This window comes from Gordonia sp. NPDC003950, assembly GCF_053605205.1.
Genome location: NZ_JBSGIT010000019.1, coordinates 63,714 through 83,521 on the forward strand (window position 1 = coordinate 63,714; position 19,808 = coordinate 83,521).

At 65.7% G+C, this 19,808-nt stretch carries 20 protein-coding genes; 9 read left to right on the forward strand and 11 right to left on the reverse strand.

Going from position 1 to position 19,808, the window contains the following annotated elements:
- The first annotated feature begins 1 nt into the window (after nucleotide 1).
- A complete protein-coding gene (locus ACWETB_RS17015) occupies nucleotides 2-1,915 on the forward strand; it encodes a primary-amine oxidase (RefSeq protein WP_348809911.1) in 1,914 nt (637 codons plus the stop codon).
- Nucleotides 1,916-2,069: 154 nt separating this feature from the next.
- Here the strand turns inward: ACWETB_RS17015 and ACWETB_RS17020 are convergent, their stop codons facing one another.
- Both ACWETB_RS17020 and ACWETB_RS17025 read right to left on the reverse strand, forming a co-directional pair.
- Nucleotides 2,070-3,221, reverse strand: a complete 1,152-nt coding sequence (locus ACWETB_RS17020) for an acyl-CoA dehydrogenase family protein (RefSeq protein ID WP_348809910.1) — start codon at nucleotides 3,219-3,221, stop codon at nucleotides 2,070-2,072.
- A gap of 3 nt (nucleotides 3,222-3,224) precedes the next feature.
- On the reverse strand, nucleotides 3,225-4,418 hold the full coding sequence (locus ACWETB_RS17025) for a thiolase family protein (RefSeq protein ID WP_452212423.1): 1,194 nt from the start codon (nucleotides 4,416-4,418) through the stop codon (nucleotides 3,225-3,227).
- Between the two features lie 172 nt (nucleotides 4,419-4,590).
- On the opposite strand from ACWETB_RS17025, the gene ACWETB_RS17030 reads away from it, so the two are divergent.
- Nucleotides 4,591-5,199: a TetR/AcrR family transcriptional regulator gene (locus ACWETB_RS17030; protein WP_348807032.1), complete on the forward strand. Its 609-nt coding sequence runs from the start codon at nucleotides 4,591-4,593 to the stop codon at nucleotides 5,197-5,199.
- 95 nt (nucleotides 5,200-5,294) lie between these two features.
- On the forward strand, nucleotides 5,295-6,179 hold the full coding sequence (locus tag ACWETB_RS17035) for an oxygenase MpaB family protein (RefSeq protein WP_449741770.1): 885 nt from the start codon (nucleotides 5,295-5,297) through the stop codon (nucleotides 6,177-6,179).
- Between the two features lie 42 nt (nucleotides 6,180-6,221).
- Here the strand turns inward: ACWETB_RS17035 and ACWETB_RS17040 are convergent, their stop codons facing one another.
- From ACWETB_RS17040 to ACWETB_RS17050, 3 genes are all read right to left on the reverse strand, one after another.
- The gene (locus ACWETB_RS17040; RefSeq protein ID WP_449741771.1) at nucleotides 6,222-6,854 is read right to left on the reverse strand and encodes a TetR/AcrR family transcriptional regulator; all 633 of its coding nucleotides are present in this window, start codon (nucleotides 6,852-6,854) and stop codon (nucleotides 6,222-6,224) included.
- Nucleotides 6,855-6,976: 122 nt separating this feature from the next.
- Nucleotides 6,977-8,602 (reverse strand): MFS transporter, encoded by a 1,626-nt coding sequence (locus ACWETB_RS17045; RefSeq protein WP_452212466.1) that lies wholly within the window; start codon nucleotides 8,600-8,602, stop codon nucleotides 6,977-6,979.
- A 276-nt stretch (nucleotides 8,603-8,878) separates the two neighbouring features.
- A complete protein-coding gene (locus tag ACWETB_RS17050) occupies nucleotides 8,879-9,265 on the reverse strand; it encodes a MarR family winged helix-turn-helix transcriptional regulator (protein WP_449741902.1) in 387 nt (128 codons plus the stop codon).
- A 298-nt stretch (nucleotides 9,266-9,563) separates the two neighbouring features.
- Between ACWETB_RS17050 and ACWETB_RS17055 the strand changes: the two genes are divergently transcribed.
- The 5 genes from ACWETB_RS17055 (at nucleotide 9,564) to ACWETB_RS17075 (ending at nucleotide 14,500) form a co-directional block, all read left to right on the forward strand.
- Nucleotides 9,564-10,715: a diguanylate cyclase gene (locus ACWETB_RS17055; RefSeq protein WP_449741772.1), complete on the forward strand. Its 1,152-nt coding sequence runs from the start codon at nucleotides 9,564-9,566 to the stop codon at nucleotides 10,713-10,715.
- A gap of 393 nt (nucleotides 10,716-11,108) precedes the next feature.
- Nucleotides 11,109-12,188, forward strand: a complete 1,080-nt coding sequence (locus tag ACWETB_RS17060; RefSeq protein WP_449741773.1) for an ABC transporter permease — start codon at nucleotides 11,109-11,111, stop codon at nucleotides 12,186-12,188.
- Entirely contained in the window at nucleotides 12,185-13,021 is an 837-nt protein-coding gene (locus ACWETB_RS17065) for an ABC transporter ATP-binding protein (protein ID WP_449741774.1), read from the forward strand. Before ACWETB_RS17060 ends, ACWETB_RS17065 begins: the two co-directional genes overlap by 4 nt.
- Nucleotides 13,018-13,881 (forward strand): ABC transporter ATP-binding protein, encoded by an 864-nt coding sequence (locus tag ACWETB_RS17070; protein ID WP_449741775.1) that lies wholly within the window; start codon nucleotides 13,018-13,020, stop codon nucleotides 13,879-13,881. Before ACWETB_RS17065 ends, ACWETB_RS17070 begins: the two co-directional genes overlap by 4 nt.
- A gap of 4 nt (nucleotides 13,882-13,885) precedes the next feature.
- Nucleotides 13,886-14,500 carry a TetR/AcrR family transcriptional regulator gene (locus tag ACWETB_RS17075; RefSeq protein ID WP_452212427.1) on the forward strand — a complete coding sequence of 205 codons (615 nt, stop codon included), beginning with the start codon at nucleotides 13,886-13,888 and terminating at the stop codon, nucleotides 14,498-14,500.
- Between the two features lie 141 nt (nucleotides 14,501-14,641).
- On the opposite strand, the gene ACWETB_RS17080 is transcribed toward ACWETB_RS17075, so the two are convergent.
- Together ACWETB_RS17080 and ACWETB_RS17085 are read right to left on the reverse strand one after the other, a co-directional pair.
- Complete coding sequence (locus tag ACWETB_RS17080) at nucleotides 14,642-15,496, reverse strand: aldo/keto reductase (protein WP_449741777.1); 855 nt, start codon at nucleotides 15,494-15,496, stop codon at nucleotides 14,642-14,644.
- A 20-nt stretch (nucleotides 15,497-15,516) separates the two neighbouring features.
- The gene (locus ACWETB_RS17085) at nucleotides 15,517-15,912 is read right to left on the reverse strand and encodes a (R)-mandelonitrile lyase (RefSeq protein ID WP_452212429.1); all 396 of its coding nucleotides are present in this window, start codon (nucleotides 15,910-15,912) and stop codon (nucleotides 15,517-15,519) included.
- Nucleotides 15,913-16,033: 121 nt separating this feature from the next.
- Between ACWETB_RS17085 and ACWETB_RS17090 the strand changes: the two genes are divergently transcribed.
- Complete coding sequence (locus tag ACWETB_RS17090; RefSeq protein ID WP_449741779.1) at nucleotides 16,034-16,708, forward strand: TetR/AcrR family transcriptional regulator; 675 nt, start codon at nucleotides 16,034-16,036, stop codon at nucleotides 16,706-16,708.
- Here the strand turns inward: ACWETB_RS17090 and ACWETB_RS17095 are convergent.
- The 4 genes from ACWETB_RS17095 to ACWETB_RS17110 form a co-directional block, all read right to left on the reverse strand.
- Complete coding sequence (locus ACWETB_RS17095; protein ID WP_449741780.1) at nucleotides 16,641-16,937, reverse strand: IclR family transcriptional regulator domain-containing protein; 297 nt, start codon at nucleotides 16,935-16,937, stop codon at nucleotides 16,641-16,643. The genes ACWETB_RS17090 and ACWETB_RS17095 overlap by 68 nt on opposite strands.
- Nucleotides 16,938-16,971: 34 nt before the next feature.
- On the reverse strand, nucleotides 16,972-17,166 hold the full coding sequence (locus ACWETB_RS17100; RefSeq protein WP_449741781.1) for a helix-turn-helix domain-containing protein: 195 nt from the start codon (nucleotides 17,164-17,166) through the stop codon (nucleotides 16,972-16,974).
- Nucleotides 17,167-17,227: 61 nt separating this feature from the next.
- A complete protein-coding gene (locus ACWETB_RS17105; RefSeq protein WP_452212432.1) occupies nucleotides 17,228-18,412 on the reverse strand; it encodes a 4-hydroxybenzoate 3-monooxygenase in 1,185 nt (394 codons plus the stop codon).
- Nucleotides 18,413-18,850: 438 nt separating this feature from the next.
- Nucleotides 18,851-19,723, reverse strand: coding sequence for a universal stress protein (locus ACWETB_RS17110; RefSeq protein WP_452212469.1), 873 nt, complete (start codon nucleotides 19,721-19,723; stop codon nucleotides 18,851-18,853).
- Between the last annotated feature and the right edge of the window lie 85 nt (nucleotides 19,724-19,808).

The following is a 19,808-nucleotide window of genomic DNA, read 5'->3' on the forward strand; positions in this document are numbered from 1 at the left end:
CATGACCATCGCCCCCGAGACCGTCACCGCCCCGGTACTGGGCAGCCTCACTGCCGACGAGATCACCGCCGCCCGCGACATCCTCAACGGCGCCGGACTCGTCACCACCACGACCCGCTTCGTCTACGTCGGACTCGACGAACCGGACAAGGCCGCCGTGCTGGCGCACCGCTCCGGCAACGGCCCGGCAATTCAGCGCCGTGCCCGGATCATGCTGCTGGACATCGTATCCGGTGCAGCCACCGACAATCTGGTGTCGCTGACCGACGGGAGTCTCGTGGCCAGCACCCCGGTCGATCCCGAGGTGGGCCAACTCCCCATCCTCGACGAGGAATTCGCGATCGTGTCGGAGTTCCTCGCGACCGAACCCCGCTGGGGTGAGGCGCTGCGGGCACGCGGCGTCGACCCGGCCACGACGGTCGCCGTGCCGCTGTCGGCGGGTACGTACGACAACCCGAATGAGAAGGGCCGCCGAATCATTCGTTCCTTCGCTTTCGTCCAGGAGCACGAGAGGGACCTGCCCTGGGCCCATCCCGTCGACGGATTGTGCGCCTACGTCGACATCGTGAACCGCGAGATCATCGACATCGTCGACTACCGGATCTTCGACGTTCCCGCCGAATCGGGGAACTTCGACACCACCGAGATCGCCGGAGAGCCGTTGCAGGGCCTCAAGCCGATCGACATCACCCAGCCCGAGGGGCCGAGTTTCACCGTCACCGGGGAGCACATCGACTGGACCAACTGGTCCCTCGACATCTCCTTCGACGCCCGCGAGGGACTGATCCTGCGCAACCTGCAGTATCAGAATCGCGACGTGGCCTACCGCGCGTCGATCAACGAGATGGTGGTGCCGTACGGCGATCCGTCACCGAACCGCTACTGGCAGAACTACTTCGACACCGGCGAGTACGTCTACGGGCGCTACACGAACTCACTGACCCTGGGCTGTGACTGCCTCGGCGAGATCTACTACTTCGACGCCACCCTCGCCGACGAGCAGGGCTCGCCCCGCACGATCACCAATGCGATCTGCATGCATGAAGAGGATTACGGCACGCTGTGGAAGCACACCGACATCTTCACCGGCATGAGTGAGATGCGGCGTCAGCGCCGCCTGGTGATCAGCTTCTTCACCACCGTCGGCAACTACGACTACGGCTTCTACTGGTACCTCTACCTCGACGGCACCATCGAACTCGAGGCGAAGCTCACCGGCATGGCCTTCACCGCCGCCTACCCGGAGGAGGGGTCGGATTACCAGAGCCACGTCGCGCCCGGTCTGGGTCTGCCCTATCACCAGCACCTGTTCAGCGCACGCCTGGACATGACCGTCGACGGCGTGACCAACGCCGTCGACGAGATCGACGCGGTGAGTGTGCCGATGGGAGAGGGCAATCCGTGGGGTAACGCGTTCACCGCGCAGACCACCCGTATCAGCTCCGAGGCCGACGGAGTGCGGCAGGCCAATGCGGCGGCGGGCCGCACCTGGCACATCGTCAACACCGAGAAGACCGGCCGGATGGGTCACCACCCGGCGTACGCACTTCACGCCCATCAGACCCCGATGCTGCTCGCCGACCCCGCGTCATCGATCGCCAAGCGGGCCGCATTCACCACCAATCAGGTGTGGGTGAGCGCCTACGATGCGTCGGAACGTTATGCGGCAGGCGATTTCGTCAACCAGAGCTCGGGCACGGACGGCCTACCCGCCTATCTCTCGGCCGATCGCCCCCTCGACGGCGAGGACATCGTGGTGTGGCACACCTTCGGGATCACCCACTTCCCGCGTACCGAGGACTGGCCGATCATGCCGGTCGACTACGCCGGATTCACGTTGAAGCCCTACAACTTCACCGACAAGTGCCCGGTGATGAACGTGCCGCCCAGCACGGCCAAGCACTGCTGCGGGTAGTCGGTCGGCGGTGACCGAAGCGAGGGATGGCGGAAGTGGGGGACGAACACTCCTCCCCCACTTTCCGATTCCCCGGCCGGAAACTCTCGGCCGAAGACGAAGAAACCCGCGGAAGCACATTCTTCCGCGGGTTTTCGTCGACGGCGCGGGTCTACTACAGCCCCATGTCGCGGCCGATGAGGTCCTTCATGATCTCGGTGGTGCCACCGAAGATGGTCTGGATACGGGAATCGGTGTAGGCCCGGGCGACCTTGTACTCGTTCATGTACCCGTAGCCGCCGTGCAGCTGCACGCAGCGGTCGATGACCTTCTTGGCGGTTTCGGTGCACCACCACTTGGCTTTGGCGGCGTCGACCGCGGTCAGGTCGTCGTCGAGCACCGCGCGCAGGCAGCGGTCGATGTACTGCTCGGCGATGTCGAGTTCGGTCGACATCTCGGCAAGGTAGAAGCGGTTGGCCTGGAACGAGCCGATCGGCTTGCCGAATGCCTTGCGGTCCTTGGTGTACTGCAGGGTCTCCTCGAAGACCCCTCGGGCACCGGCGGTGGCACCGACGGCGATCGACAACCGCTCCGAGGGCAGGTTCTGCATCAGGTGATAGAAGCCGCGGCCCTCGACACCGAGCAGATTCTCCTTGGGCACACGGACATCGGTGAACTGCAGTTCGGCGGTGTCCTGGGCCTTGAGGCCCATCTTGTCGAGCTTGCGTCCGCGCTCGAAGCCCTCCATGTCGCGTTCGACGACGAGCAGCGAGAAGGCCTTGTGACCGGCGGCCGGATCCGGATTGGTGCGGCACACCACGACAACGAGGTCGGAGTTGATGCCGGCCGAGATGAAGGTCTTCGATCCGTTGAGGACGTAGTGATCGCCTTCGTCGCGTGCCGAGGTCTTGATACCGGCCAGGTCGCTTCCGGCACCGGGTTCGGTCATGGCGACGGCGAGAATCGTTTCGCCGGTGGCCATTCCGGGCATCCACCGGGCCTTCTGCTCGTCGTTGGCCAGGTCCAGAAAGTACGGGACGAGCACGTCATTCTGCAGGCTCAGACCGGGCGCGGCACCACCGAACCGGGAGAATTCTTCCACCACAACGGCATTGAAACGGAAGTCGTCGGTGACTCCACCGCCACCGAACTCCTCGGGGATGTTGAAGCCGAGCAGTCCGGCGTCGCCGGCCTTACGGTAGGCCTCGCGGTCGACCTGCCCCGCGGCCTCCCACTTCTCGACGTTCGGCGCGCATTCGCGGGCCAGGAACTCGCGCGCGCTCTCACGCAACTGCTCATGTTCGGTTTCGAAGATGGTGCGTTTCATGGGTCAGATCCGTTCGATGATGGTGGCGTTGGCCATTCCGGCGCCTTCACACATGGTCTGTAGACCATAACGGCCGCCGGTGGCCTCGAGATGATTGACGAGCGTGGAGAGCAGTCGGGTTCCCGACGATCCCAGCGCGTGGCCGAGTGCGATCGCCCCGCCGCGCGGATTGAGCTTGGCCGGGTCGGCACCGAACTCGTGTGCCCACGCCAGCGGTACGGGTGCGAATGCCTCGTTGACCTCGTAGGCATCGATGTCGTCGATCGACAGGCCGGCCCGGGCAAGCACCTTGTGCGTCGCCGGGATCGGCGCGGTCAACATGAAGACCGGATCGTCGCCGGCCACCGAGAAGGAATGGAACCGGGCCCGCGGCGTCAGACCCAGCGTCGAGGCCATGGCGTCGCTCATGATCAACGCGCCGGACGCGCCGTCGGTGAGCGGCGAGGAGTTGCCGGGCGTGATGTGCCAACCGATCTCGGGAAATCGCTGCGCATACTGCTCGCTGTAGAAGGACGGTTTGAGTCCGGCCAGCCCCTCGGCGGTGGTGGTGGCTCGCACCGTTTCGTCGACGGCGTGGGTCGAGCGGTTGCCGTCGGCGTCGACGACGTCGATCGGCAGGATCTCCCGACCGAAGAAGCCGTCGGCGGCGGCCTGCGCCGCACGCCGATGTGACTGCGCCGCAAAGGCATCGAGAGCCTCACGATCGAGCTTCCACTTCGCGGTGATCAGTTCTGCCGAAATACCCTGGCCGACAAGACCATCAGGGTATCGGGCGGCGATGCTCGGACCGTAGGGACTCTGGCCGGCAGTGGAGAATCCCATCGGCACCCGGCTCATCGATTCGACGCCCGCGGCGATCACGATGTCGTAGGCGCCGGCGATGACGCCCTGCGCGGCGAAGTGCGCGGCCTGCTGACTGGAGCCGCACTGACGGTCGACGGTGGTCGCAGGCACCGACTCCGGGAAGCCCGCGGACAGCAATGCGGTGCGCGAGATGTTCAGCGCCTGCTCACCGGCCTGGCCGACGCATCCGCCGATGACGTCGTCGACGCGGGCGGGGTCGAGGTCATTGCGCTCGACGAGCGCGCGCAGCACGTGCGCGAGCAACTCGACGGGCTTGGTCTCCGACAGGGCGCCACCGGGCTTGCCCTTCCCGGAGGCGAGGCGGACGACGTCGACGATGACGGCTTCGGGCATGAGGCGATCCTCCCAGGAGTGACGACTTTGGTGGCCCGATTGCCGCACGGAACCACCGACTGATCGTTCGCTAAGTAGTAACACATAGGTGTGATCCAGATCAATCACAACCGCACAACCAGCCGAAACGGGTGATCCGGGTGGTCCCGTCGATGAACTAGGATCGGCTTCCATGGCCCGCGAGCGCAGATCCACACCGTCGCGGTACGCGCGTGTGCGCTTCCTCGAGGCCGGCCTGACCGTTCTCGCCGAGGACGGGTACGGCGCCCTCAAACTGGCCGCCGTCTGCGCCCGGGCCGACGCCACCACCGGCAGCTTCTACCACGCCTTCGACAACTGGGCCGAGTTCACCTCCGCTCTCATCACCTTCTGGCGGAAGGAGAAGAGCCAGCGCCCGATCGCCGAGGCCCGCAAGGTGGCCGATCCGCGCGCGCGACTCGCGGTCCTGATGGACATCGGCCTGACCCTGCCCCACGACTCCGAGTCGGCCATTCGCGTGTGGGCGGCCCAGGACCCCGAGGTGCGGGCACTTCAGGAGGAGGTCGACCTCGAGCGCCGCGATTTCATCGCCGAGACCTACCGCGATGTGCTCGGCGACGACGCGAAGGCCGAGGTCTACGCCACCATCTCGATGTACCTGCTGGTCGGATACGAGAGCGGCACGCTGCGCTCCTACGACGCCCTCGACCAGGGATTCCATCTCTTCGTCGAGAGCGCGATCGGACCACTCGACGACGCGCCGGCCCCGGAGTCGACGACGCCGTCCGCCACGTCCGACTAGTCGATCACCTCACGACACATCTCTGGTGTGACCCCTTGCACATTAGTGTAAGTCTACTTATAGTCGACGACACCGGCCCGACGTGAGGAGCGCGTGTGTACACCATCGATCGCAATGGAGGACTCGATCCCGACACCGAGTTCGAACTCGTCTACCGCAACCTGACCACCTTCGAGTTCCCGTGGGACATGAATCAGGCGTTGAGCTTCGCTCTGTTCCGCACCTATGCCGTTCCGAGCATCGGCCGACTTCTCGACGACACCGGCGAATTCACCGGCCGAGTCCAGAAACGTTACGACGACACCGGCCTCCTCCTGGAAGTTCCTCTACTCGAAGGATTCTCGAGTCCCAACGGTCGCGCCGCGATCCGTCGGATCAACCAGATGCACCACAACTACGACATCAGCAACGACGACATGCTCTACGTCCTGGCCACCTTCGTCGTAGTCCCCAAACGGTGGATCGACGACTTCGGTTGGCGTCGAATGACTCACGAGGAGGTCCTCGCCTCCGTGCGCTACTACCGCACACTCGGCAAACACATGGCGATCACCGGAATCCCGGACACCTACGAGCAGTTCGCCCGACTGATGGACACCTACGAGGCGAAGCACTTCGCCTACGACGCGGGCGCCCGGCGGGTCGCCGACTCGACGATGCGCCTGATGCAGACCTTCTATCCGAAACCACTGGCTCCCGCGATCGACATCTTCAGCCGATCGGTGATGGACGAACCGCTGCTCGCCGCATTCCGCTATCGCCGGCCGGGTCGGATCGCACGGGCAGCGTCGGTGGCGGGTCTGCGGGCCCGGGCACGTCTGGTGGCTGCCCTGCCGTCTCGGCGCAAGCCTCGACTGGTGCGCGACATGCCACGAATCCGCAGCTACCCCAACGGCTTCGACATCGAGAAGCTCGGCACGTTCGCCCCCGGCTGCCCGGTGCACCACGTATCGGAGAAACCGGTCGCGTCGGCGGGGTAGGACCCCTCGCCCACTCGACCAGCGCCGAATCCCTCCGAAAGATCAAGCAGGATACGAGAATTCGACGGCCGCCAAGGCGATGTGCACGTAGTCGCGGGCCGTCTCGGCCGGGGTCCGGGGACCGTCGGGGCGGTACCAGCCGGCGATTCCCTGACACATCGACAGGATCGCGCGACGCGCCGAGTCGGGCACCCTGGTGGCGAAAACACCGGCGCGGCAACCATCTTCGATCGCCTCGCGCAGCTGCTGGTCGATGGTGTCACGATGTTCGCGATACCATCTGCTGTTGTCGTCGGTGAGCGAGCGGTGCTCGGAGTCGAGGAAGGCCAGGTCGCGATAGTTGGCCATATACAACGAGATCGCCTCCACCATCGCCGACAGCCGCCGGACCGGGTCTGTCCCGGCCTCGACCAGCGCAGCGTCCACGTGGGCGCTCACGGTGGCCATCGCGTGGTCGAACAGCGCGACGAGGATCGCCTGCTTGTTGTCGTAGTGGTAGTACAGCGCGGGGACGGTGACCCCGACGGCCGCGGCGATCGTCCGGACGCTGGTCGCGTCGTAGCCGTGTTCGACGATCTCGGTGAGCGCGACGTCGAGGATCTTCGGGAGGTTCAGCGGCGGGTAGTGCCGCCAATCGTCGAAGGCGGGCGCCACGGCCGCCACGGCGTCGCTCATCGCACCTCCCCGCGGTCGTCCGGTATCCGCGTCATCGACTGCTGGGGAGTTGCACGCGCAACTCCCACCTGCGCGGAATGCATTGTACGCAGGTGGGAGTTGAGGGTGCGGGAGGCGAGGGGTCAGCGAGCGGGTGCTCCGACGGGCACGTTGGCGACGCCGATCTCGTCAACACCGCCGATCTCGTCGATCTCGTCAACACCGCCGATCTGGTCGACCTCGGCGTCCACGGAGATCTCGTCGACCTGCTCTTCGAGGGCGCTGGCCGTCTTCAGGGCGACCTCCTTGATGAACAGCACCGCGACCAGACTGATCGCCGCCATCACGGCCGACACCAGGAAGATCCGGGCAGTGCCGTCGCCGTAGGCGCCGCGCACGATCTCGGCGATCGGGCCGGGCAGTTCGTTCAGGTTGGACAGTCCGGCCGTACCGCCGCCGGTTCCCGCGCTGATACCGAGCGCACCCAGCCCCTTCGCGATCAGATTGGTGACGTGGTTGGACAGCACCGCACCGAGGACGGACACACCCGCGGCACCACCGAGGGAGCGGAAGAAGGTGATGGTCGAGGTGGCCACACCCAGTTCGGTGGGCTTGACGTTGTTCTGCACGGCCAGCACCAGGTTCTGCATGCTCATCCCCATGCCGACGCCGAGGACGAACAGGTAGGCACCCACGAGCACCATGTCGGTGTGCGCCCCGATGGTCGACAGCAGACCGAATCCGACGGTCATCAGCGCGGCACCGGCGACGATGAAGCCCTTCCACCGACCGAAGCGGGTGATCAATGTGCCCGACACGGTTGCCGACAGCATCGATCCGACGATCATCGGCAGCATCAGCAGGCCGGCGATGGTCGGCGAGTAGCCGCGGGCGATCTGGAAGTACTGGCCGAGGAAGACCGCGCTGCCGAACAGCGCGACGCCGACGGCGATGCTGGCGACGGTCGCCAGCGCGATGGTGCGGTCGCGGAACAGGCGCAGCGGGATGATCGGGTCCTTGGCCTTCGACTCGACGAACACGGCCACCGCGAGCAGGATCGCACCGAGCGCGACCAGACCGAACGACATGCCCGACACCCAGTCAAAGTTCTTGCCGGCCAGGGTGACCCAGATCAGCAGCGTGCTGACGCCGGCGGCGATCAGCGCGGCACCGGTGTAGTCGATGGTGACGTCGCGCCGGATCACCGGCAGGTTCAGCGTCCGCTGGATCACCAGCAGGGCGATCACCGCGAGCGGGACGCACACGTAGAAGGTCCAGCGCCAGCCGAGCCAGCTGGTGTCGACGATGACTCCGCCGATCAGTGGGCCGGCGACGGTGGCCAGCGACATCACCGCGGCGATCGGCCCCTGGTAGCGGCCACGTTCACGCGGGCTGAACATCGACGCGATCACGATCACGACCAGCGCCTGCAGACCACCCAGACCCAGACCCTGGACCACGCGGAAACCGATGAGCATGCCCACCGATTGCGACAGTCCGGCCAGGACCGACCCGATGACGAAGACCGTCAACGCCGCCTGGACCAGCAGTTTCTTGCTGATCAGATCGGACAGTTTGCCCCACAACGGGGTGGTGGCCGTCGACGCCAGCAAGGTGGCGGTGACGACCCAGGTGTACTGATCCTGCGTGCCGCGCAGATCGGTGATGATCGTCGGCAGCGCATTGGACACGATGGTCGATGACAGGAGTGCGACGAACATTCCCAGCAGCAGCCCGACGAGCGCTTCGAGGCGCTGACGGTGCGTCATCGGCGACGGCGCTTCGGCGACGTGTGAGTCGCTCTGCGACACAGTCGAACTCATGCGAAAACCTCCCTGGATTTCGGTCAGTTCACTCCACCGCGTCGGCGGAGGAAGAAGTGTGAGTGCGTCGGTGGTGACACCGACGCAGAAGGTGTGGCCCCTCGGACGCACCACTTAGTTGATTAGTGCAACTTTATAGCCGATAGATGCAACATGCAACTATCTGTCGCTATTCCCTGCGCGGTCCAACCCGGGGGCACCGCAGATCCGTGCCCGGTGTCGTCAGTCGCTGCTGGTCTCGAGGCGCCGAAGCAGTTCGGTGAGAGTGCGGATGTCGTCCGGGTCCCATTTCGACAGACGCGCACGCCACTCGGCCACCGCCGACGCGACGACGGCATCGACACGTTGCCGGCCGACCTCGGTCAGCGACACGACGCGGGCCCGGGCATCGTCCGGATCGGGATGGCGCTCCACCAAACCCAGTCGCACCACGGCGTCGACCTGCCGGGTGACCGTCGACTTGTCGAGTTCCAGGGCCGTCACCAGCTGCGACATCGGCACGGAATCGTGCCGCGCCAGGATCGTGAACAGCGGATACGACGAGGGGTCGAGCGCCGGATCGATCGCGTGGGCGCGCAGCCGGGCCCGACCGCGACCCTGGCGCCACATGTCGGCCAGCGCGTCTTCCAACCGCGTGATCGGATCCGCTGCCGTCCGCACGGATTCGGCTGCTCCCGACTCGCGATCGATACCGTCGCTGCTCACGGGAAACAGACTAGCCATCCACGTGCCACCGGCATCCGTCGACGACACCGAACGTCCGGTTGGCTACACTTCACTATTGGAAACACCCTTCGATGACACTGTTCGGGGTCGGTTGTCAGATGTGCGCTGGGGAGGGCTGCACATGTGGATACACCGTTCCGCCACCGCTGGATCATCGGGCGGTGCCGCCGTACCGTCACCCTTGCCCGATCCTTCATCCGATGGCGTCGACCGCGAGCCCGCGTTCCTACACGCACGCCACGCCCTGCAGAGCGCGGGCGGACACGAGACCCTGGCCCGCTACGGAATCGCCGCTCTCACCTTGCTGTGCGGTGTGCTGGGTACGATGAGCATGTTCACGCCGGACGGATCGGCGGGGTCACCGCCACGCATGATCGCCATGGCGATCATCGCCGCGTCGACCGTGCCGTTCGCCGTGCTCGTCAGTCAGATGAGCCTGGACACGGCATGGTGGAGCAAGTCCGGACGACTGCGTGGCTTGAACAACAGTTTCGCCATCTACGCCGACGTCGGTCTGGCGTTCGGGCTCGCGACATTTCAGAGTCCCGTCCTCGTCCTCGCCGCCTCGTCGCTGTTCGGCGTCATCGGCGGGTATGTCGCGAATTTTGTGCACCTGCGCATCGTCATCGTCCACATGGTGTTCACCACCGCGATCATCGTCACCACGGCAGCCTTCGCGGTGGCACAGGGTGTCGGCGTCGCCACCGTGGTCTATCTCGCGCTGGTGGCGCTCACCTCGGCCAACGGGCTGGTGCTGCTGCTGCGCAACTACTCGCTGTCCTTCAAGCGCGCGCTGCAGATCCAGCTCGCCTACACGACCACCGATCCGTTGACCGGCGTCCTCAACCGGCGCGGGTTCACCGCCGCGATGGAGGGTGTGGCCGCGCGGCCCGGCCGACCGTTCGCGGTGGTGATGATCGACATCGACCACTACAAGTCGATCAACGACCGCTACGGCCACGCGGTGGGTGACGCCGTACTCACCCGGCTCGCGCAGCGCATCCGGTCGACCGCCGGACCCGACGCCGTCGTCGGCCGCCTCGGCGGGGACGAGTTCGCCATCGCCGCCCAACTGGGTCACGACGCGCTGGAGCGGATGGCCCGCCGGCTCAGTGTTCCGGCATCGGGTCTGGTGGGCGGACGCATCGTCACGATGAGTATCGGTGCCGTCTGCGTCGATCCGCTGCCGCCGTTGCCGAAAGGTCGAGCAGACGCGGTCCTCGCCGCGTACCTCAACCAGGCCGACACCGCCCTGCTCGCGGCCAAACATTCCGGCCGCAACACCTACGTGGTGGCCGCGGCAGACTCCGCGCAGGCCGCGGACACCGCGTGAGCCTTCACGACCGGTGCCGGCCACTGGACACTCAACGACGGTAAGTCGACCCGCGACCGGCTTCTGGGCCGAGGCGGCGGTGGCGCCCCCTCCCCGAAATCCTGCGCGAGGTGATCCAGACGGTCACCGAGTCCAGTCCCCCATCGCGCTGTCCGATGTGAACCTCGCCGACGACGTTCTGCGCGTGACTGTATGTGCCGTCTTTGCAACGGATTCCGCTCGCGGTCTCGTCGGGACGGAGGGTGCAGACCCCGTCGGAGTTCTCGTAGTCCCTCAGTCCGGCCTGGTCACTGCGTCGTATCCGGCGTCCGCCCACTCGACCGGCAACGACAACAGCATGACAAATATTCACCAACTGATGACTTTTTGTGGTTCTGGTTCTATGCTCAGGCCATGCGCGCAATGATCCTGAAAGAGTTCCGCGAACTCCGGCGTGATCCGCGAACGCTGGCCATGCTGATCGCACTGCCACTGTTGTTGCTGATCATCTTCGGTTATGCCGCAAACTTCTTCGTCGGATCGACGGAAACGGCGGTCGTCGGCCCGCAGGCCAAGCAGGCTGCCGCCGCGTTGCCGTCCTACTTCGATGTCACCATCGTCGAACCCGGCGACACCCAGCAGGATGCGGTGAACCTGTTGAAGGAGAACAAGGTTGACGTCGCATTCGTCACCGGCCAGACCCCCACCCTGGCATTGATCGACGGCTCCAACCTGTTCTCGGCCCAGTCCACCGTGGCGGTCCTCAACAAGGCCGGCGCCGCGGTGAGCACCGACGTCCTGTTCAACCCGAACCTCAAGACCTCCTGGGTGATGGTGCCGGCGCTGATCGGTCTGATCCTCACCTTCATCGGTACCATCATCACCAGCATCGGCCTGGTCCGCGAACGCGAAGCGGGCACCCTGGAACAGTTGGCGGTGATGCCGATCAAACCCAGTCAGGTGATCCTGGGCAAGATCGCCCCGTACTTCCTGCTCGCCGCGATCGACATGGCCATCGTGACCCTGCTGGGCATGTGGCTGTTCGGAGTGCCGTTCAACGGCAACGTCTTCGCGTTCATCCTCGGCAGCGGGATCTTCCTGTTCGTCGTCCTCGGCCTCGGCGTGTTCATATCGACGGTGTCGCAGACCACAGGCCAGGCCATCCAGACCGCGTTCATGTTCATGTTGCCGCAGATTTTGTTGTCGGGCATGATCTTTCCACTTGACGCGATGGCGGCTGGGGTGCGCTGGATCGGCTACATCCTGCCGTTGACGTATTTCAACATGATCGCTCAGGGCATCATGCTGCGCGGGGCGCCGATCACCTCACTCTGGCTACCTTTCCTGGTACTGGCGGCGATGGCGGTCATCGTGTTCACCGGTGCGACATTGCGGTTCCGCCGTGACCTCGCCCCCAATGCCCCCAAGGCCCCCAACACCCCGAGCGCTCCGAAGACCGGACCGACCGGCGCCCCGGCCGAGGATGCGTCATGATCGCCTCTGCCACATCGGTTTCCGTGCAGTTCGGCAACACCGCCGCCCTCGACGAGGTGACCGTCGAACTGCGCCCCGGCACCGTGGTCGCGGTTGTCGGCGGCGACGGCGCCGGCAAGACCACTCTGCTGCGCACGTTCGCCCGGGAGATCATCCCGGCATCCGGACGGGTGATCGCCCCGGACAAAGCCACCATGGGCTTTCTGCCTGCCGGCCCGGGTAGCTGGAGTGCCCTGACCGTGCGTCAGAACCTCGATTTCGTCGGCGGCATCTACGGGCTGTCCGGCGACGCGCTGACCGAACGCCGAGAGGAGATGATCACCCGCGCCGGGCTCGGTGTCGCCGCCGATCGCCCCGCCTCGGCGCTGTCCGGCGGAATGCGCCGCAAACTCGCCGCGTCGATGGCGATGATTCACCGACCGCAGCTGATCATCCTCGACGAACCCAGTACCGGCGTCGACCCGGTGAGCCGAATCGACCTGTGGCGGATGATCTCCGAGAGCGCCGCCGACGGTGCCGCGGTCATCATGTCGACCACCTACCTCGACGAGGCCGAACGCGCCGGCGAACTCCTCGTCCTCGACGCGGGCCGCACCCTCGCACAGGGTTCGTACGACGCAGTACGCGCCGGGTTCGCCGGCACCGTCACCACCGCACCGCAACCCGCGCGACGGGAATGGTCGTGGCGGCGTGGGCACGACCGTCACGAATACTGGCCGCCCGGAACGACACCCACCGACCCCGAGCAGCGGACCACCATCACACCGGACCTCGAGGACATCGTCATCTCCCTGTCGCTGGAACGACAATTGGCGTCCGGGGCGAGCACATGAGCGAGCACGCCGTCATCCGCGCCACCGCGGTGACCAAGAGATTCGGTGACTTCACCGCCGTCGATACCGTCACCATGGACGTCCGGCCCGGCGAGGTCGTCGGGCTCCTCGGCGCCAATGGTGCCGGCAAGACCACCCTGATCCGCATCCTGCTCGGCCTGCTCCGCCCCACCGAGGGCAACACCACCCTGTTCGACGGCCCGCCCGATCGAGGGCGCCGCGCCCGATTGGGTTATGTCCCACAGAACCTCGGTTTGTACCGGGATCTGACCGTGGCCGAGAATCTCGACTTCTCCACCGGAGCGTACGGCGTGCCGACGCCCACGCTGCCCGAAGACCTCCGATCCCATGCGGGCACCCTGGTCGGCGACCTCCCCCTGGGTGCGCAACGACGCATCGCGTTCCTCGTCGCGCTCGCCCATTCTCCTGCCGCCCTGGTACTCGACGAGCCGACCTCCGGCGTGGATGCGCTGTCCCGCGCCCGACTGTGGGACACCATCCGCGGCGAATCCGACAGGGGCACCGGCGTTCTCGTCACCACGCACTACATGGAGGAGGCGCAGGAATGCGACCGACTGCTGCTGATGTCGGCGGGCGAACTCGTCGCACACGGCAGTGAGGCCGACATCATCGGTGACACCCGCGCGGTGTCGGTGACGACCGGCGACTGGCAGCAGGCGTTTGCCGCCCTCAACTCGGCCCACGTCCCGGTCATCCTGTCCGGCAGGTCCATTCGGGTCGCCGACACCGCCCCCGACGACCTCCATGCGATCCTCGATCAGGCGGGAATTGCCGCCACCATCACGCCGGTTCCGGCCACCATCGAGGAAAAGATGCTGGTTCTCGCCCGGAACGCCTGATGTCATGAGCACACGATCACGAGGCCGACCACGTTTGGATTCCGCGCGGCCGGAGACGCGGACGGCAATCCTGACCGCGGCCCGCGAGATCTTCGCCGAGCGGGGTTTCGAACGAGCCACCATGCGCGCCATCGCCTCTCGCGCCGGTGTCGATGCCGCATTGATTCACCACTACTTCGGCACCAAGGACACCCTGACCGTCGAGGCGCTGCGCCCCGACATCGATCCGACCGCCGTCTTCCGCGGGCTCACCGTGGACAACCCGGGCCTGGGCACCGAGTTCGTGACGCGGGTACTGACCGTCTGGGAGAACGACGTCCCGCAACGTGAACGCGGTATCGCACTGCTGCGCATCGCCGTCACCCATGATCCGGTGGCCGAACGGATGCGCACCTTCTTCTTCGGGCTGGCCCGACAGGTGCTCGGCGACATGGCCGCCGACGACGAGCGGGATCTCCGCATCGCACTGATCACCAGTCACATTCTCGGCATCCTGATGATGCGCTACGTCCTCCGCCTCCCCGACATCGCCGACGCCGACATCGACGTGCTCGCCCGACGGGTCGGTCCGGTGATCGAGCAGTACCTGACGGGACCACCCGGATCACCGGCCGCGTGATCCCCGTACCGTCCTTTCAAGTCTCTTTCAAGTCCTCGCCGTGCGGTATGCGATGACCGAGGCCGACGACCATCTTCGCGCGGCAATGCCCCGGGGAATAGGCCACGGCGTCAGGTGAGTTCGCTCGACGGCGGCAGGAACTCACTTTCCCCTGAACACCGGGAACGCACCGGCATCTCCGTAGTCCCGAATATGCATGGCACGCAACAGGTCCATGTCCGCCTCGGCGATGGTGAAGTCGACGTCGGCGTTGCTGCGCATGTGGTCGGGGTTGGCGGTCTTGGGCAGCGCCACCGTCCCCAACTCGATGACGTAGCGGATGCACAGCTGCGCAACGCTCACGCCGTACCGCTCGGCCATCGCCGCGACCTCAGGGTTCTCGAGAATCTTCCCGTGGGCGATGGGCGAATAGGCTTCGACCAGAATGTCCTTGCTCGCACAGTAGGCGATGAGATCGCTTGGGGTGGAGCCGACATGGACGAGAATCTGGTTGACGTGCGGTGCCACGGTGGAGCTGGTGAGAATGTTCTCGAGATCTCCCTGCTCGAAGTTGGAGACGCCGATCGACCGGAGTTTGCCTGCAGTGTAAGCCTCTTCGAGTGCACGCCAGGCCTCGCGGTTACCCTCGGCGTAGTCGCCGCCGCGGAAGTCGGCCCACGGCTGCGGGCTGTGGATCAGCATCAGATCGAGGTACTCCAGGCCCATCGTGGACAGCGAACCGTCGATCGCTGCGACGGCGTCGTCATAGTTCTTGATCTCGGCGGCCAGTTTCGTCGAGACGAACAGATCGTCGCGCGCCACCCCACAGGTGCGGACGCCCTCCCCGACACCGCGTTCGTTCCCGTAGGCCTGCGCTGTGTCGATGTTGCGGTAGCCGACCTCGACGGCGTCGCACACCGCCCGGGCGGCCTTGTCGTCGTCGATGAACCAGGTGCCCAAGCCCAGCTTAGGGATCGTCACGTCGTTGGAGAGGGCGCAGGTGTCGTTGAGAATCATCGCTTTTCGCTCCTTCGTCGTCACGCGTGGTATTCGTCGTCGGTGACGTGATCGAGCCAGGTGACCACCTCACCGTTCTCGTCGGCTTCCGCGATGGCAACATGCGCCATGAACCGGTCGGGCGTGGCTCCGTGCCAATGGTCTTCGCCCGGTTCGATGTAGACCACATCACCCGGGCGGATCTCCTGCACCCCGCCGTCGCGGGTGGCGACCAGACCGATGCCGTCGGTGACGTAAAGGGTTTGCCCCTTCGGATGGTGGTGCCACGCGGTGCGCGCCCCGGGCGAGAACCGCACGTGCCCGCAGCTGATCGCCGTCTGCTCGTCGGGAGTGCTGATGCCGTCGATCTGGACCGTGCCGGTGAACCAGGCCTCGGGTCCAGCCCCTATCTGTCCACCGCTCTTGGTGTACTTCATCTTTCGTGTCCTCTCGGGATGAACTCGCCCTCCCACCGGTAAACGGATTAGGCGCATCCGGTTAGCACCGTACCGCCGTAACCGGATACAGTCAATCCGCTTAGTCTGCTACCGTGAGCAGATGGCCGCGAATGACGCCACACGACCGTTGCGCAAGGACGCGTCGATCAATCGCGAACGACTCCTCGATGCAGCGCGAGAGTTGTTCGCCGAGAGAGGGCTTGGTGTCACCCTCAACGACATCGCCCACCACGCCGGCGTCGGGGTGGGCACTGCGTACCGGCGTTTCGCGAACAAGGACGAGATCATCGACACCCTCTTCGAGGAGCGTTTGGAGGCCGTCGAGGCCGTCGCCCGCGAAGCGCTCGAGGAGGACGACCCCTGGATCGCCCTCACCGATTACCTACGTCGCACCCTGAAGATGCAGTTCGGCGATCGCGGTCTGCATCAGATCCTCGACGATCCCACCCTCGGCGACGAACGCATCGGCGACGTGCGGCGGCGCATCGCCCCGCTGATCGTCGAACTGGTCCGGCGCGCACAGGACGCCGGCGTCCTCCGCGACGATTTCGCACCCACCGACGTCACCTTCATCCAGTCCGCCATGGCTCCCATCATGAACAGCACCCGTGACGTGGCACCCGAGTTGTATGAGCGCTACCTGACCTTCCTCCTCGACGGAATCCGCAGCGATACGCGGGAATTCACTCCGCTGCCGGTGCCCGCACTCAACTCCGAGTCCACCCACTCGGCCATGACCCGGAAGCGGCGGGCGGTGAAGCGGCCGGCCAGGTGACGACCCGAAGGGTGCCGGCCGACAGCCGCGAGACGCCCCCTTGGGTCGCCGACGTGGAGGGCACCACGACGCCGAGCGCGGCGACGACGTCGTCGGCCGTGCGGATCGGGACGGCGATGGAGCAGGCACCGAGGGTCATCTCCTCGGTGGTGGTGGCGTAGCCGAGGCGCCGGATTTGGTCCAGTTGCCGATCCAGCACGCCGGGCGCGACGACGGTGTGTGTGGTCATCGGCCGCAGATCAGACAGGACGGCGCGGCGCACCTCACCGGAGGCGTGCGCGAGTTGCTCCCCAACTCACAAACTCCCGGGCGAGTCGATGGGCGGTGGGTAGCGGCAGATCGGCGCGATCGGCGATCTCGGTCAGGGTCAACCAACGATGGTCACGGTCGAATGCGGCCAGCACGGCGAGAGTTCGCGCTGCGACCGTCTGGCCGGGAGCACTCGTGTTGCCCGCCATCGACGTTCCCCACTTTCACTCAGCAAATTGATAGGACATCACGCCGCCGACCTGGGTGGCGTCAGTGCTGCGGCCACCCGGTGTAGCCTTCGGCGAGATAGGTGGAGCCGGCCTCGGAGGCCACCAACGTCTCCAACTCACCGAGTTGGCGTTGTTCGTCGAATTCCGTTGCATCCGCGGCATTGTGCAGCATCGTCGTCATCCAGTACGAGAAGTGCTGGGCCTTCCACACCCGCGACAAAGCCCGCTCGGTGTAGATGTCGAGTGCGTCGGCGTCATTGGTGCGCAGGGCGCGTTCGATGACGTCGGCCAGAACCCGGACATCCGCCAACGCCAGGTTCAGGCCCTTGGCGCCGGTCGGCGGAACCGTATGGGCCGCATCGCCGGCCAGCAGCAGCCGCCCGTGCCGCATCGGCGACTGGACGAAACTCCGGAAGGGCAACACCGTTCGCTCGATGACCGGTCCTTCGATGAGCCGGAAGCCATCCGGCCCCGACAGCCGCGTCTGGAGCTGATCCCAGATCCGGTCGTCCGACCAAGCGGCTGGGTTCTCGGTCGGATCGCACTGAAAGTACATGCGCTGCACCGTCTCCGTGCGCTGGCTGATCAACGCGAACCCCTGCGGGGAGCGGTTGTAGATCAGCTCTGGAGCACTCGGTGGAGCCTGCACCATCACCCCGAACCAGGCGAACGGATACTCCCGGAAATACCGATGCGGCCGGGCCACCAGATCGCGGCAGATGCTGCGCGACCCGTCGGCACCCACCACCAGATCGGCGGTGATCTGCTGTCGTGACCCATCTGCGGCGGTCATCCGCACGACCGGGCCATCGACCACCTCGGCGACCTCGGTGTCGGTGACCCCATAGCACAGATCCCCGCCGTCACGAAGGCGTGCCCGATGCAGGTCGATGAAGACGTCGGTCTGCGGATACAACCAGCACGACGCCCCGGCCAGCTTCTGGAAGTCGATCCGGTGACTCACCCCGCCGAAGCGCAGATCGATGCCCTCGTGTTCATGACCGTCGGTCAGCACGCGGTCTGAGACCCCGGAATCGACGAGGAGGCGCACGCTGTCACGTTCCAGAATTCCGGCGCGATGCGTCGTTTCGATCGCCTCGATCGTGCGGTTGTCGACCACCACGCTCTCGATTCCCGCGACGTGCAGCAGGTGCGACAGCATCAACCCTGCCGGCCCGCCACCGACGATGGCCACCTGTGTCCGCGTCGAGGCCACAGTGCTCATGAGTGTCTCCATTTCCTGTGAGGCATTGCGTGTGCCCGACGGTACGAGGCACCGATCACACCTGTCGATAGACGGCTTTCACTCAGTGAAATTCCAGGGCGAGGTCGTGCGTCACCCGATCCGGCATCGATGTGACCGCGGTGTTGGCGGGCGCTCGTGTCCACATACGCCGCGAAGGGCCCTCTTACACCGTGTGTACATCAGCATTCGGGGGCGGGATCGGGCGGCCAAGCAATATAACCGGGATGGCTCAGCGGATCAGAAACAATTATTGCTTCCGCTACCCTGAGCGATCCCGATTATATTTGCGCTCCGGCGGATTCGTCCTCGGCGAACGCCCCGACGACCCGCCCAACTACTCGAGTTGTCGAAAACGAACGACCCGTCGTCCTGCCGTTGAACACGGTCGACGAATGGGGCGAAGCGCCCTGACCGTATCTAGCGCGAACCGTGCACCACCATCACGGGACACTGCGCGACATGCAGTACCGCCTGGCTGGTCGAACCCAGCATCAGTCCGCGAAATCCGCCGCGCCCACGGCTACCGACCACCACGAGTTGTGCGTCCTTCGACAATTCGGTGATGCGGTCCGACGGGGAGTCGGATGTCACGACGGTCTCGACATCGACGTCGGGATAGTCCTGGGAATACCCCGCGAGCCGCGCACCCAGGGTCTCACGGGCTTCGTCGTTCAACTCGCGCAACACGTCTTCACCTGACTCGTAGAACGCGGCGCCCGAGAATCCGCCGTAGGCATGAACCGCAATCAGAGAGGTGTCGAGGTATCCCGCCTGAGCGAAAGCCTGCGTGATCGCATCGGTCGACGTCGGCGAACCGTCCACACCCACCACCACCGGCCCACTCGATGGCAGTCGATCCGACACCACCACGACCGGACACTCGGCATGTGCTGCCACATCGGTACTGACCGAGCCAAGGAGCAGCCCCCTGACACCACCCAAACCCCGTCGGCCGACCACCAGAGCGTTTGCACGGCTGGAGATCTCACGAAGCGTCAGCGCCGGCCTGCCCTCGATCACCTCACCATTGACGGTGATTCCCTCCGCGGTGTCCTCGGCCAGGCCCTTCGCCAACTCGACTGCCGCTTCGGCGAAGGCACGTCCCGCGGCCGCCGCGGACTGCACTGCGGACACCGCGGCAAGGGTGAAGGCCGGCTCCGGCGGCGCCGCAACGCTCACGATGTGCAACGGACGATTCTCCCGGAGCGCGGCACGCGAACCCCACCGCACCGCATTGGACGCCTGTTCCGATCCGTCCACCGCGACCACGATCGGCGCGTTGACCGGCATTGTCACCACTTCCTTTCCTCGGGTACACCGTCAGCATCCCAGAAGGGACGCCGCCAGATGCCTGAACGGGCGGCTGAGAATCATC